This window comes from Pedobacter flavus (genome assembly GCF_036324285.1).
GTDB classification, from domain to species: domain Bacteria; phylum Bacteroidota; class Bacteroidia; order Sphingobacteriales; family Sphingobacteriaceae; genus Pedobacter; species Pedobacter flavus.
Genome location: NZ_JAZDQU010000001.1, coordinates 1,090,222 through 1,102,900, shown reverse-complemented (window position 1 = coordinate 1,102,900; position 12,679 = coordinate 1,090,222). Strand labels below are relative to the sequence as shown.

Genomic DNA, 12,679 nt, shown 5'->3' with positions numbered 1-12,679 from the left:
TGATGAAAATATTAGATAAAATACCCACCACCAAATTAGAAAGAACCAGCAGTTTATTGAAAGCAGGTGCTAAAGTGGGTGTAAATTACCTTAAATATTATGGGAATAAAATAACCAAGGAAGAAGATGAAGCCCGCAAAATACTACACCAAGATAATGCAGAAGATATTTACGACTCACTCAAAGAATTAAAAGGATCTGCACTCAAAGTAGCTCAGATGTTGAGTATGGAAAAGAATATTCTACCAATAGAATATGTAGAAAAATTCTCATTATCTCAGTTTTCAGTTCCCCCACTATCTGGCGCCTTGGTAAAAAAATCCTTCAGAAAATATTTTGGTAAAAATCCAGAAGAAATTTACGACTATTTTTCTCCAGAATCTGTAAATGCAGCCAGTATTGGACAAGTGCATAAAGCGCAAATAAAAGACAAAAATCTTGCTGTAAAGATTCAATATCCTGGAGTTAGAGAAAGTATTTCAAGCGACTTAAAAATGGTAAAACCTATTGCCATAAAGATGTTCAACATCAAAAAAGAAGGGTCTGAGAGTTACTTTCAGGAAGTTGAAGACAAATTATTTGAAGAAACGGATTATTGCCTAGAGCTAAAACGTAGTGTTGAATTTGCAAGTGAATGTAAACACCTACCTAATATCCTCTTTCCACATTATTATCCGGAATTTTCGTGTGAAAAAATTATCACGATGGACTGGATGCAGGGTATTCATTTTTCAGAATTCACGAAAAATAAAAACACTGAACAGGATTTAAATTTAATTGGTCAAACGCTTTGGGATTTTTACATGTATCAAATGCATGTACTTAAAAAAGTTCATGCCGATCCCCATCCCGGTAATTTTCTTATCAGCGATGATAACCAATTATTGGTTATTGATTTTGGTTGCATTAAAGAAGTTCCAGAAGATTTTTATATTCCTTATTTCGAATTGGCAAAAAAGGAAAATTTAGAAAACAAAAAGTTCTTTATTGAAAAATTATATGTTTTGGAAATTCTTCGTGAGGATGACAGCGAAAAAGAGAAAGAATTTTTCAGCCAACTTTTTTATGAATTACTAGAACTTTTTACCCGTCCATTTAATCAAGAAGTTTTCGATTTCTCCGATGAAGCATTCTTTAAAGAAATTGCCGAATTAGGTCAGCGATACGCCAAACTGAACGAAATAAAAGGTTTGAACACCAACAGAGGCTCAAAACACTTTATTTATTTAAACCGTACCTTCTTTGGCTTGTACAATATGATGCACGATTTAAAATCTAAACACATCTTGATTAATAATTTCAAAAAACATATTCAAGATTAAACCATGCCTTCCAACTTGCCATCAAAAATATGTATGACTTGTGGTCTGCCTTTCAACTGGCGCAAAAAATGGGAGAAAAATTGGAATGAGGTAAAATATTGTAGCGAAAGATGTAGGAAATATAAAAAATCAGCTGCTATTGGATTCCTTAAAATCTAAATTGAGAGAAAAGGAATAAATAAAGTGTAGTTAAATTTGTCTTTCTATCAGTTTTTTTTTAATGGATTATATTCAAAAGCTTAAGAAAATTCATTTTATCTCGAGTAAAATAGAATCGAATTACATATTTCAGAAGAACTGCAACCGCCTCAAAACAAAAACAGGAGAAGCGATAATAAATCACTTCTCCTGTATGAGAGTAGCCCGTAGGGGAATCGAACCCCTGTTTCCAGAATGAAAATCTGGCGTCCTCACCCCTAGACGAACGGGCCATAAAACAGTAAATCAACGAGATAAATAATTTATTATTTATCTTAAAAAAAAACACCAACGAAATAGTTGATGTTTTTAGTAGCCCGTAGGGGAATCGAACCCCTGTTTCCAGAATGAAAATCTGGCGTCCTCACCCCTAGACGAACGGGCCAAAAAAGGAAGTGTCTTTCAACTTCCTAGGTAGCGGGGACCAGACTCGAACTGATGACCTTCGGGTTATGAGCCCGACGAGCTACCAACTGCTCCACCCCGCACTATATTATAAGCTTCATTTACTTCAAGTTATAATCTTAAAGTCTTAAGTAAAAACTTAATTTGAACCTTTTTTGTTTTATTCAAAAGCTTTAAAGAACGAACTGTGTTGCTTTTAAATTGGACTGCAAAGATATTATTCGTTTCTTTGTACTCCAAATTTATTTTAAAATTTATTTTCAATGACGCATAAAGCAGGCTATGTCAGCATCATAGGTAAACCAAACGTAGGTAAATCTACCTTAATGAACGCACTTATTGGCGAAAAACTTTCTATTATTACTCCAAAAGCGCAGACTACACGTCATAGAATACTAGGAATTGTTAACGAACCAGACTATCAAATCGTATTTTCTGACACCCCAGGTATTATCCAACCCAAATACAATTTGCAAAACTCTATGATGAATTTTGTGAACGGAGCCTTAGTAGATGCAGATTTAATTCTTTTCGTTACCGATATTAACGAACAACATGACGAAGATGATGTTTTAGCCAAAATCCAAAACACCAATATACCTATTGTGGTTTTACTGAATAAAATCGATCAATCTACCCAAGAAAAAGTTGAAGAGAAGAAAAAATACTGGGAAGAAAAATTAAAACCTAAACATATTTTCGCCATTTCTGCTTTGCACCATTATAATTTGGATGGCTTATTAGACATGATTCTAGAAAATCTTCCTGAACACCCACCCTATTACGATAAAGAAGATTTAACAGATAGATCTCAACGCTTTTTTGTTTCGGAAATAATTAGAGAGAAGATATTTAATCACTATCAAAAAGAAATTCCATATAGCACGGAAGTAATTATCCAATCGTTTAATGAGGTTAATTCTAAAAACGGTCCACTCACCAGAATTACTGCCGAAATAATTGTTGAACGTGATTCTCAGAAAAATATTTTAATAGGATCTGGTGGTTCTATGCTTAAAAAAGTAGGTATGGACGCCCGAAAAGACATTGAAAAGTTTTTAGAAACTAAAGTATTCCTAGAGACTTTCGTGAAAGTTATCCCTGATTGGAGAAGTAAAAAGAACTATCTAAAAAGCTTTGGATACGACGCCTAAAAACCACCATTAATTCAAAAAAATGAACTTCTTTTGAATTGATAACCAACTATAAATAAAAAATAAGTAATTTCGCATTTTGTAATCTATCGCAACATGCGCTTCACCTACGTGAAGAAATCAATATAATTATGAGCAATATCATCGCCATTGTTGGCCGTCCTAACGTTGGGAAATCAACCCTTTTTAATCGTTTAACCGAAAGCAGAAAAGCTATTGTGGACGATTATAGCGGAGTTACCCGCGACCGCCATTATGGTGTTGCTGAATGGACTAACCGCCAGTTTACTGTAATTGATACAGGTGGTTATGTAGCCAATTCTGAGGATGTTTTCGAAACAGCAATACGCGAACAAGTGTTAATTGCTATAGAAGAAGCAACCGTTCTATTGTTTATGGTGGATGTAACTACCGGCATCACTGATTTAGATGACGAGATTGCTCAAATTTTAAGAAGAAGTAAAAAACCAGTTTTCGTAGTTGTAAATAAAGTAGATAATAACGATTTACATAATGATGCAACCGAATTTTACAGATTTGGATTAGGTGAGATTTATAATATCTCTTCTATGACGGGTTCCGGAACAGGAGATTTATTAGACGAGGTTATTAAACACTTCGAAGATATTCCTGAAGAAGAGTCTAATTTACCTAAATTAACGATTGTTGGTAGACCAAATGTTGGAAAATCTTCTCTAATTAACGCTTTAATGGGGAAAGATAGAAATATCGTTACTCCAATTGCTGGTACCACGCGCGACAGTATTCACATTCATTACAACCAATACGGGCATGAATTTATGTTTATTGACACGGCTGGTTTGAGAAAGAAAACCAAGGTTAAGGAGAACATAGAGTTTTACTCTGTTATGCGTACTATAAAGGCCCTAGAAGAAGCCGATGTGGTATTGCTTATGATCGATGCCGTGGAAGGTTTAGAGTCGCAGGATGTAAACATTTTCCACCTTGCCGAAAAGAATAAGAAAGGGATAGTGATTTTAGTTAACAAATGGGATTTAATTGAGAAAAACAATAAAACCATTCAAGAGTTTGAAGATCAAATTAGAAATAAAATTGCTCCATTTACCGATGTTCCAATCATCTTTATCTCGGTTTTAAACAAACAAAGAATATTTAAAGCAGTCGAAGAAGCATTAGCGGTTTATAAAAACAGAAGTAAAAAAATCCCTACTTCTAAACTCAACGATGTGCTTTTACCAATTATAGAGAATAATCCTCCTCCTTCTATTAAAGGGAAATATATCAAGATTAAATATATTACACAAATAAATGCTTCGTCTCCAATGTTTGCATTTTTCTGTAATTTACCTCAATACATAAAAGATCCTTATAAACGATTTATCGAGAATAAATTGAGGGAGCATTTTGACTTTCAAGGTGTGCCTATTCAAATTTATTTCAGACAGAAATAATCTTCTTAAAGGGCTTCGGCTTTATTTAAACTCTGAATTGCTTTCTTCACCATAGGATCAGCCACATTTTGAGCTTTATAATAGCCTTTATCGCCAAAATAGTATTTGTAAAGCATACTTTTTAAATCAGTTTTAATTAATGATTTAGAGGCATTAAATTGCTTAGTATCTACATTAACCTTACGACTTTGAGCAAATTTTGTGAAATCTTTTAAATCGCTTTCAGAAACATTAAAGGTTTCATAGGCGTTTTCTAGTTGTTGAGGCTGATATCTATGTATCAAAACACCATAAACATAATCAAAAAGTATTCTATTGTTTATTAGATTGTAGTAAAGTCTATTATAACCTATTGTATCTATTTTCACAAATACATCTGGCTGAATACCTCCTCCACCGTATAATTTTCGGCCACTTCCAGTTAAGAAAACTTTAGATGTTGTGTCTTGCTTAGAATTAGATTTTGTAAACTCTCCTTCAGCATATCTGTTTTCAATTTCGCTTTGGTAAGTATCAAAATCTATTTTTTTATACGATTTCTGTATGCTTCTTCCAAGCGGGGTATAGTATCTTGCTATGGTTAAATTTAATGCAGATCCATCCTGAAAAGCAAATTGTTCTTGAACTAATCCCTTCCCAAATGATCTTCGGCCTATAATATAGCCCCTCTCTAAATCTTGAACTGCTCCTGCAATAATCTCACTTGCTGATGCGGTTTGCTCGTTTATAATAACGGCCAGCTTTCCATTTTCGAACTCACCACCTCCAACAGAAATATAATCTGTTCTAGGTTCATGTTTGCCCTGCGTGTAAACAATAAGTTTATTTTCAGGAAACAACTGATTTGCAATACCCGTTGCTGCGGTTAAATAGCCACCTTCATTATCTCTTAAATCGAGCACCAGCTTTTTCATGCCTTTAGCCTTTAACTCACGCAGATAATTTGTAAATTCTTGGTCTGTATTTGCGCCAAACTTACTAATACGAATATAGCCTATGTCTTGACTCAACATATAACCCGCATCAATACTACTTACCGCTACTCGATCGCGCATTACATTCATTAATATGGGTTGAGGCTGATTGCTTCTCTTCAACAACAAACTAACGTTGGTACCCATCTTACCTCTAATCCGTCCGGTCATTTTTTCTTTAGGCAACGACTTTCCACTCACCACAACACTATCAATCTTTAAAATCTTATCGCCTAATTTTAATCCGGCCTGATATGCCGGCCCATCCTTCACTACCCCCGTAACCAATAAAGTATCATTTAAAACATAATACTGTACTCCTATCCCTCCAAAATTTCCTTCTAAATTTTCGGCAAACTCAAATGCATCAACTGGTGGCAAATAAGTACTATGAGGATCTAATTGATGTAATAATGAATCAATAGTTAAGTGCTTTAAACTATCTGGATTAACCTCATCCACATAATTTCTACCAATAATATTTATGATTTCAGAGCGTTTATCGTCTGATTGTTCATTAAAAGAAATTAAACTTGAAACAGAATAGCCCTGGTCTCTTAGAAACTTATATCCAAGAAACATTCCCAACGTTAAAGTTACAGAATACGTTAAGGCAATTAAGATATTATTTCGGGATGGCTGCTTCATTCATAGTTAGTTGAACAAAAGTACGAATATTTGCCTTTTATAACTAATAAATTAACCATATCAAATTAATTTTGTTTCACTAAATTTGCAATTTTAAAACTGTAAAGTTTTAAATAAAATAATAGATAAAATAGCTAATCATCCAAAACTAACGGATGAATAACAAACAGGATATGATAAGAATTACAGAGCAAGAATCGCTATACAATGATATTGATAAAATGTCGGTAAGTGAAATTTTGCACAGTATCAATAAAGAAGACCAAACAGTTGCAATTTCTGTACAAAAAGCAATTCCACAAATAGAAAAATTAGTAATTGCTGTTGTAGAAAGAATGATGTCGGGCGGCAGATTATTTTACATTGGTGCAGGCACAAGCGGCAGATTAGGCATAGTAGATGCATCAGAATGTCCCCCTACTTTTGGAGTAGCATTTGACAAAGTGGTTGGTATTATTGCCGGCGGTGATACCGCTATCAGAAAAGCGGTAGAAAATGCAGAAGATGACCCAAATCAAGCTTGGGTAGATTTGCAAGCATTTAATATTCAGTCTAACGATTGCTTAATTGGTTTAGCAGCATCAGGCACAACGCCCTACGTAGTTGGTGGCTTAAAAGAAGCACGCAATCATGGTGTTTTAACTGGCTGTATTATTTGCAATAACGGCGGACCAATAGTAGAACAATCAGATTTCCCTGTTGAAGTAGTGGTTGGCCCTGAATTTATTACCGGATCTACCCGTATGAAATCTGGAACTGCCCAAAAATTAGTACTAAATATGTTAAGTACTTCAGTTATGGTGCGCTTAGGAAGAGTTAAAGGGAATAAAATGGTTGATATGCAGTTGACTAACTTAAAATTAGTTGATAGAGGTACCAAAATGGTGATGAAGGAACTTGATATCGATCAAACTACGGCAGCTGCATTGTTAAAAAAACATGGCAGTGTTAGAAAAGCTGTATTGGCTCATAAGGAACAATAATTATGCATCAATTAGAACCGTTTTATCTATGGCGCGACGATTATATTGCCGCAGAAGATAAATTATCGCCCTTTTATAAGACGGAATATTCTGAATTTTATTTCGATAAACAGATTTATAATTACTTAATTCATCCCCAGTGGGACACCTTCGGATCTAATACACTTTATATAAAAGTATTATTTACAGATTACGATAGAGGCTATGCCATAATTGAATTAATTGGCGAATGGAATGACGCCATAAATAATGACATTATGCTTTTAAAACGGGAAATCTTAGAATTGATGATCGATGAAGGCGTAAATAAATTTATCCTTATTGGCGAAAATGTACTAAACTACCATACCTCCGACGATAGTTATTACGAAGAGCTTTTCCAGGATGTTGAAGATGGCTGGATAGTAGGTGTAAATTTTCAGGATCATGTAATCAATGAGTTCAAAAAAAACAATATAGATTATTATATCAACTTTGGTGGCGATCTAGATGATCTTCCTTGGCGCACGCTCAAACCACTTCAATTCTATAAAAAAGTTGAAGAATTACTGACAAAAAGATTAAATTAATTCAGTATTTTTATATCTACTTAAATAAAAACTACATAATGGAACAACAAAATTATAATTATAACGACCCAAATGTTATTATACAACAGGAAGGTTCAATTTCTAAGAAATTTTTCGCAAATGTCTTTTCATGGATGTTTGTGGCTTTATCTTTATCAACCTTCGCTGCATACTTTATTTCTCAAACCCCTGCTTTTTTAAGCATGTTGGTTACTGAAAAAGGATTATCTACTTTAGGTTATATCGTTACTTTTGCCCCACTTGGTTTGGTATTACTAATGAGCGCTGGATTAAGCCGTTTATCTTATGGTGCCTTGGTTGGGGTATTTATTTTATATTCCATTTTAACCGGTGCAAGCTTAAGTTTCATCATGTTAATTTATACCTCAGGTTCTATTATTAGCTGTTTCGCTGCTGCTGCAGGGATATTTGGTATAATGGCATTTTTAGGCTATACAACCAATATAGATTTAAGCAAGTTTGGACCTATCTTAATGGTGGGCGTTATTGGCTTAGTGATTGCAAGTTTAATTAATATGTTTATCCAAAGTGAGCAATTTAGCCTGTTTATGGCATTTATTGGTATTGCTGTATTTACTGCACTAACTGCTTACGATGTTCAAAAAATTAAAAAAATTGGCTTAGGAATTGAAGAAACTGGAGAAGATGTTTTTCGCGTTGAAACCAAAAAAATGGCTATTATGGGTGCTTTGTCGTTATACTTAGACTTCCTTAATATCTTCTTATTCCTTTTAAGAATTTTCGGAAATAGAAAATAATATAATTTAAATATTTTAAAAACCCTTCTTAATTCATTTTAAGAAGGGCTTTTTTTATTTAACTTATTTGTTTCCGCATCGTTAATTTTAGAATAAAATTTGTCAAACATTAAAAAAAATCAAAACTTTTAGTATTTAATTTTAAGAACCTCCATATTTTTTGGATTTAATCTTTCTTTATCGCACCTTTGTAAAACTTATAAAGAAAGACGGAGGGAATGGACCCTATGAAGTCTTAGCAACCTGTGCCAACAAGGTGCTACATTCTATTCCAACCTAATTTAAAAAGGTTTGGAAAAAGATAAGTAATGATTAGAAAACTACTCTACTTTCTTCTATAAGTCAACATTAAACTGCAATAACATAATTGGTTTTTGCAAAAAAATTTATGACGACGATCAGAGAAGAATTAAATAAAAGAATTTTAGTAATTGATGGTGCTATGGGCACTATGATACAACGCTATCAATTAACAGAAGAAGATTTTAGAGGAACGAGATTTAAAGACCACCCTTTAGACGTTAAAGGGAATAACGACTTATTAAATCTTACACGTCCAGACATTATAAAATCTATTCATTTAGCCTACTTAGAAGCTGGTGCTGATATTATTGAAACCAATACTTTTAGTACGCAGCGCATCTCTATGGCCGATTATAAAATGGAAGAACTTAGTTATGAGCTCAGTTTCGAAGGCGCTAAAATAGCTAAGGAAGCTGTAAAAGATTTCATGGTTAAAAACCCAAGTAGAACTTGTTTCGTTGCAGGTGCTATTGGCCCCACAAATAGAACGCTTTCTCTTTCTCCTGATGTTAATGACCCGGGTTTTAGAGCCATAACTTTTGATGAATTAGAAGCCGCCTATTACGAACAAGTGAGAGGATTAGTAGATGGCGGGGCAGATGTTTTATTAATTGAAACAATTTTCGATACCTTAAATGCTAAAGCAGCAATTTCTGCTATAAAAAAATACGATGAAGTAATTGGAAAGCATTCCGAAATAATGATTTCAGGTACCATTACCGATGCCTCAGGCAGAACTTTATCCGGTCAAACTGCAGAAGCTTTTTTAAATTCTGTAATGCACGCCACCCCATTAAGCATTGGTTTTAACTGTGCTTTAGGAGCTAAAGAAATGCGTCCACATATAGAGGAATTAGCAGCAAAAGCCAATTGTTATATCTCTGCTTATCCAAATGCAGGTTTACCAAACGAATTTGGCGCATATGATGAGCAGCCTCACGAAACGGCACACCTTGTAGACGATTTTATTACAGCAGGTTTTGTAAATATTGTTGGCGGATGTTGCGGAACAAGTCCAGATCATATTCAATGTATTGCCAATAAAGCTAAACAAGGAAAACCTCGAGTAATCCCAACTATTGACCCTTTTTTAAGGTTAAGTGGTTTAGAAGCGTTGACCATTACTCCAGAAAGCATTTTTGTAAATATTGGAGAACGAACCAATATTACAGGATCTCCCAAATTTTCTAAATTAATTTTAAGTGGTGATTATGATGGTGCTTTAACTGTTGCACGCCAACAAGTAGAAGGTGGTGCTCAAATAATTGATGTGAATATGGACGAGGGCATGCTCGATGGTGAAGCTGCCATGACCAAATTCCTAAACCTTATTGCTTCCGAACCAGATATCGCAAAGCTCCCAATTATGGTAGATAGTTCTAAATGGTCGGTTATAGAAGCAGGCCTAAAATGCATTCAAGGAAAAGCAATCGTAAATTCTATTTCACTCAAAGAAGGCGAACAGAAGTTTATTGAAAGTGCAAAAAAAGTAATGCGCTATGGGGCTGCGGTTGTGGTTATGGCCTTCGACGAAATTGGACAGGCCGATAGCTATGAAAGGCGAATTGAAATTTCGAAACGCTCATATGATATTCTTGTTAACAAAGTAGGTTTCCCTCCTCAAGACATCATCTTTGATCCGAATGTTTTAACCGTTGCAACAGGATTAGAAGAACACAATAATTATGCAGTAGATTTTATTAAGACTACCAAATGGATAAAAGAAAATCTTCCATTAGCAAAAGTAAGTGGAGGTATTTCCAATATTTCGTTTTCTTTTAGAGGAAATAATACGGTTAGGGAAGCAATGCATAGTGCATTCTTATATCATGCTATTAAGGCTGGATTAGATATGGGGATTGTAAATGCAGGAATGTTAGAGGTTTATCAAGAAATTGAACCCACTTTACTAGAAAGAGTAGAAGATGTTTTATTAAACAGAAGAGCTGATGCTACTGAGCGATTGGTTGAGTTTGCCGAAACAGTAAAAGCAAAAGGAAAAGTTGTTGTAATAGACGAAACTTGGAGGTTAGGCACAGTAGAAGAAAGACTATCACACGCACTAGTTAAAGGAATTATAGAGCATTTAGATGCCGATGTTGAAGAAGCGAGACAAAAGTATGCACGCCCAATTGAGGTAATTGAAGGCCCGCTAATGGACGGAATGAATATTGTGGGCGACTTATTCGGTGCTGGTAAAATGTTCTTACCACAAGTAGTAAAATCGGCCAGGGTAATGAAGAAAGCAGTTGCCTATCTATTACCATTCATAGAAAAAGAGAAAGAAAATAATCCTGAACTAAATCAAAATGCAAATGCAGGAAAAATTCTAATGGCCACAGTAAAGGGAGATGTCCATGATATTGGAAAGAATATAGTGGGTGTTGTTTTAGCTTGCAATAATTTCGAGATTGTGGATATGGGAGTTATGGTTCCTGCCCAAGATATTATTAAAAAAGCCAAGGAAATAAATGCCGATATTATTGGATTAAGTGGATTAATTACGCCATCCTTAGACGAAATGGTGCATTTTGCCAAGGAATTAGAAAGGGAAAAATTAAATATTCCATTAATTGTTGGCGGAGCTACTACTTCTAGAATCCATGCTGCCGTTAAAATTGCACCAAACTATTCGGGTGCTGCAGTTCATGTTTTAGATGCTTCTCGTAGTGTTTCTGTTTGTAGTTCACTTTTAAATATTGAAACCCGAGATAGTTATATTAAGAGCATAAAAGAGGATTACGAAAAAACAAGAATTGCTCATTTAAATAAGAAATCTGATAAAAGATTTAAAACAATTGAAGAAGCCAGGGCACTTAAACCAACCATAGATTTTGAAAGTTCTACCGCCCCTGCACCCAAATTTACAGGCACAAAAGTAATTAAGGATTATCCATTAGAAAATTTAATCCCATATATAGACTGGACACCATTCTTCCACACCTGGGAATTAAGAGGTAGTTTTCCTAAAATATTTGATGATGAATATGTAGGTATTGAAGCTCAAAAATTATATCAAGACGCACAAGTTTTACTAAAGAAAATTGTAGATCAAAAACTACTAAAAGCCAATGCAGTTATTGGTTTTTGGCCTGCAAATAGCATTAATGACGACATTCAAATTAAGATAAACGATAATAGTATTATGCTACACACCCTTCGTCAACAAGCAGAAAAAAGTGAAGGACTTCCGTATTTAGCCCTTGCCGATTTTATTGCGCCACAAAATTCTGGAATACAAGATTATTTAGGAGGATTTGCCCTAACCACCGGAGATGGCTGCGAGGAATTGGTAGCTGGTTTTGAAAAAAACTTTGACGATTATAATAGTATAATGGCAAAAGCATTGGCCGATAGATTGGCAGAAGCTTTTGCTGAGAAACTTCATGAAATGGTGAGAAAAGATTTCTGGGGCTACGATGCTGATGAAAATTTTTCGAATGAAGAATTAATTAAGGAGGTATATAAAGGAATTAGACCTGCGCCTGGTTATCCTGCTTGCCCAGATCACACAGAAAAACGTACTCTTTTTAATATTCTAGAAGTAGAAAAAAATATTGGACTTAAACTCACTGAGAATTATGCCATGTATCCAGCGGCTGCCGTAAGTGGATTTTATTTTGCAAATGCGGAGTCTAGGTATTTTGGCCTAGGTAAAATAAATAAAGACCAAATTGAAGACTATGCAAAACGTAAGGGTATGAGTGTAGAAGAAACAGAAAAATGGCTAAGCCCTAATTTGGCGTATTAGAGATGGTGGTAAGTAGATGGTATAAAGTAGACAGTAGACAGTAGACAGTAGACAGTAAACAGTAGAAAGTAGACAGTAAACAGTAGAAAGTAGACAGTAGACAGTATAAAGTAGACAGTAGACGGCAGACAGTATAAAGTAGTTAGTTTTATTGAGATCT

Annotated in this window: 9 protein-coding genes, 3 tRNA genes and 1 riboswitch; of the genes, 8 read left to right on the top strand and 4 right to left on the bottom strand. The window is 34.6% G+C overall.

Annotated elements, in window-relative coordinates; all coding sequences use genetic code 11:
• Positions 1 to 2: 2 nt before the first annotated feature.
• A complete protein-coding gene (locus VRU49_RS05100; RefSeq protein ID WP_330145705.1) occupies positions 3 to 1,322 on the top strand; it encodes an ABC1 kinase family protein in 1,320 nt (439 codons plus the stop codon).
• A 3-nt stretch (positions 1,323 to 1,325) separates the two neighbouring features.
• Positions 1,326 to 1,481: a DUF2256 domain-containing protein gene (locus tag VRU49_RS05095; protein WP_330145704.1), complete on the top strand. Its 156-nt coding sequence runs from the start codon at positions 1,326 to 1,328 to the stop codon at positions 1,479 to 1,481.
• A 200-nt stretch (positions 1,482 to 1,681) separates the two neighbouring features.
• Here VRU49_RS05095 and VRU49_RS05090 read toward each other — a convergent pair.
• The 3 genes from VRU49_RS05090 to VRU49_RS05080 all read right to left on the bottom strand — a co-directional run bounded on the left by VRU49_RS05090 (position 1,682) and on the right by VRU49_RS05080 (position 2,008).
• Positions 1,682 to 1,753, bottom strand: a tRNA-Glu gene (locus VRU49_RS05090).
• A gap of 80 nt (positions 1,754 to 1,833) precedes the next feature.
• Positions 1,834 to 1,905, bottom strand: a tRNA-Glu gene (locus tag VRU49_RS05085).
• Between the two features lie 30 nt (positions 1,906 to 1,935).
• A tRNA-Met gene (locus VRU49_RS05080) sits at positions 1,936 to 2,008 on the bottom strand.
• Between the two features lie 180 nt (positions 2,009 to 2,188).
• Here VRU49_RS05080 and era point away from each other — a divergent pair.
• Together era and der are read left to right on the top strand one after the other, a co-directional pair.
• Positions 2,189 to 3,079 carry a GTPase Era gene (gene era / locus VRU49_RS05075; protein ID WP_330145703.1) on the top strand — a complete coding sequence of 297 codons (891 nt, stop codon included), beginning with the start codon at positions 2,189 to 2,191 and terminating at the stop codon, positions 3,077 to 3,079.
• A gap of 131 nt (positions 3,080 to 3,210) precedes the next feature.
• Positions 3,211 to 4,512 (top strand): ribosome biogenesis GTPase Der, encoded by a 1,302-nt coding sequence (der, locus tag VRU49_RS05070; RefSeq protein ID WP_330145702.1) that lies wholly within the window; start codon positions 3,211 to 3,213, stop codon positions 4,510 to 4,512.
• Between the two features lie 5 nt (positions 4,513 to 4,517).
• Here the strand turns inward: der and VRU49_RS05065 are convergent, their stop codons facing one another.
• The gene (locus VRU49_RS05065) at positions 4,518 to 6,134 is read right to left on the bottom strand and encodes a S41 family peptidase (RefSeq protein WP_330145701.1); all 1,617 of its coding nucleotides are present in this window, start codon (positions 6,132 to 6,134) and stop codon (positions 4,518 to 4,520) included.
• Between the two features lie 173 nt (positions 6,135 to 6,307).
• Between VRU49_RS05065 and murQ the strand changes: the two genes are divergently transcribed.
• The 4 genes from murQ to metH all read left to right on the top strand — a co-directional run bounded on the left by murQ (position 6,308) and on the right by metH (position 12,519).
• On the top strand, positions 6,308 to 7,117 hold the full coding sequence (murQ, locus tag VRU49_RS05060) for an N-acetylmuramic acid 6-phosphate etherase (protein ID WP_330145877.1): 810 nt from the start codon (positions 6,308 to 6,310) through the stop codon (positions 7,115 to 7,117).
• 2 nt (positions 7,118 to 7,119) lie between these two features.
• Complete coding sequence (locus tag VRU49_RS05055; RefSeq protein WP_330145700.1) at positions 7,120 to 7,686, top strand: hypothetical protein; 567 nt, start codon at positions 7,120 to 7,122, stop codon at positions 7,684 to 7,686.
• 38 nt (positions 7,687 to 7,724) lie between these two features.
• Positions 7,725 to 8,465: a Bax inhibitor-1/YccA family protein gene (locus VRU49_RS05050; protein WP_330145699.1), complete on the top strand. Its 741-nt coding sequence runs from the start codon at positions 7,725 to 7,727 to the stop codon at positions 8,463 to 8,465.
• Between the two features lie 194 nt (positions 8,466 to 8,659).
• Positions 8,660 to 8,773, top strand: a riboswitch (SAM riboswitch).
• 80 nt (positions 8,774 to 8,853) lie between these two features.
• Entirely contained in the window at positions 8,854 to 12,519 is a 3,666-nt protein-coding gene (gene metH / locus VRU49_RS05045) for a methionine synthase (RefSeq protein ID WP_330145698.1), read from the top strand.
• The last annotated feature ends 160 nt before the right edge of the window (positions 12,520 to 12,679 follow it).

What these genes read in the sequence shown, in the direction of transcription:
- VRU49_RS05100 (WP_330145705.1), top strand. Translation starts at nt 3, where the DNA reads ATGAAAATATTAGATAAAATACCCACCACCAAATTAGAAAGAACCAGC.
- VRU49_RS05095 (WP_330145704.1), top strand. Translation starts at nt 1,326, where the DNA reads ATGCCTTCCAACTTGCCATCAAAAATATGTATGACTTGTGGTCTGCCT.
- era (WP_330145703.1), top strand. Translation starts at nt 2,189, where the DNA reads ATGACGCATAAAGCAGGCTATGTCAGCATCATAGGTAAACCAAACGTA.
- der (WP_330145702.1), top strand. Translation starts at nt 3,211, where the DNA reads ATGAGCAATATCATCGCCATTGTTGGCCGTCCTAACGTTGGGAAATCA.
- VRU49_RS05065 (WP_330145701.1), bottom strand. Translation starts at nt 6,134, where the DNA reads ATGAAGCAGCCATCCCGAAATAATATCTTAATTGCCTTAACGTATTCT.
- murQ (WP_330145877.1), top strand. Translation starts at nt 6,308, where the DNA reads ATGATAAGAATTACAGAGCAAGAATCGCTATACAATGATATTGATAAA.
- VRU49_RS05055 (WP_330145700.1), top strand. Translation starts at nt 7,120, where the DNA reads ATGCATCAATTAGAACCGTTTTATCTATGGCGCGACGATTATATTGCC.
- VRU49_RS05050 (WP_330145699.1), top strand. Translation starts at nt 7,725, where the DNA reads ATGGAACAACAAAATTATAATTATAACGACCCAAATGTTATTATACAA.
- metH (WP_330145698.1), top strand. Translation starts at nt 8,854, where the DNA reads ATGACGACGATCAGAGAAGAATTAAATAAAAGAATTTTAGTAATTGAT.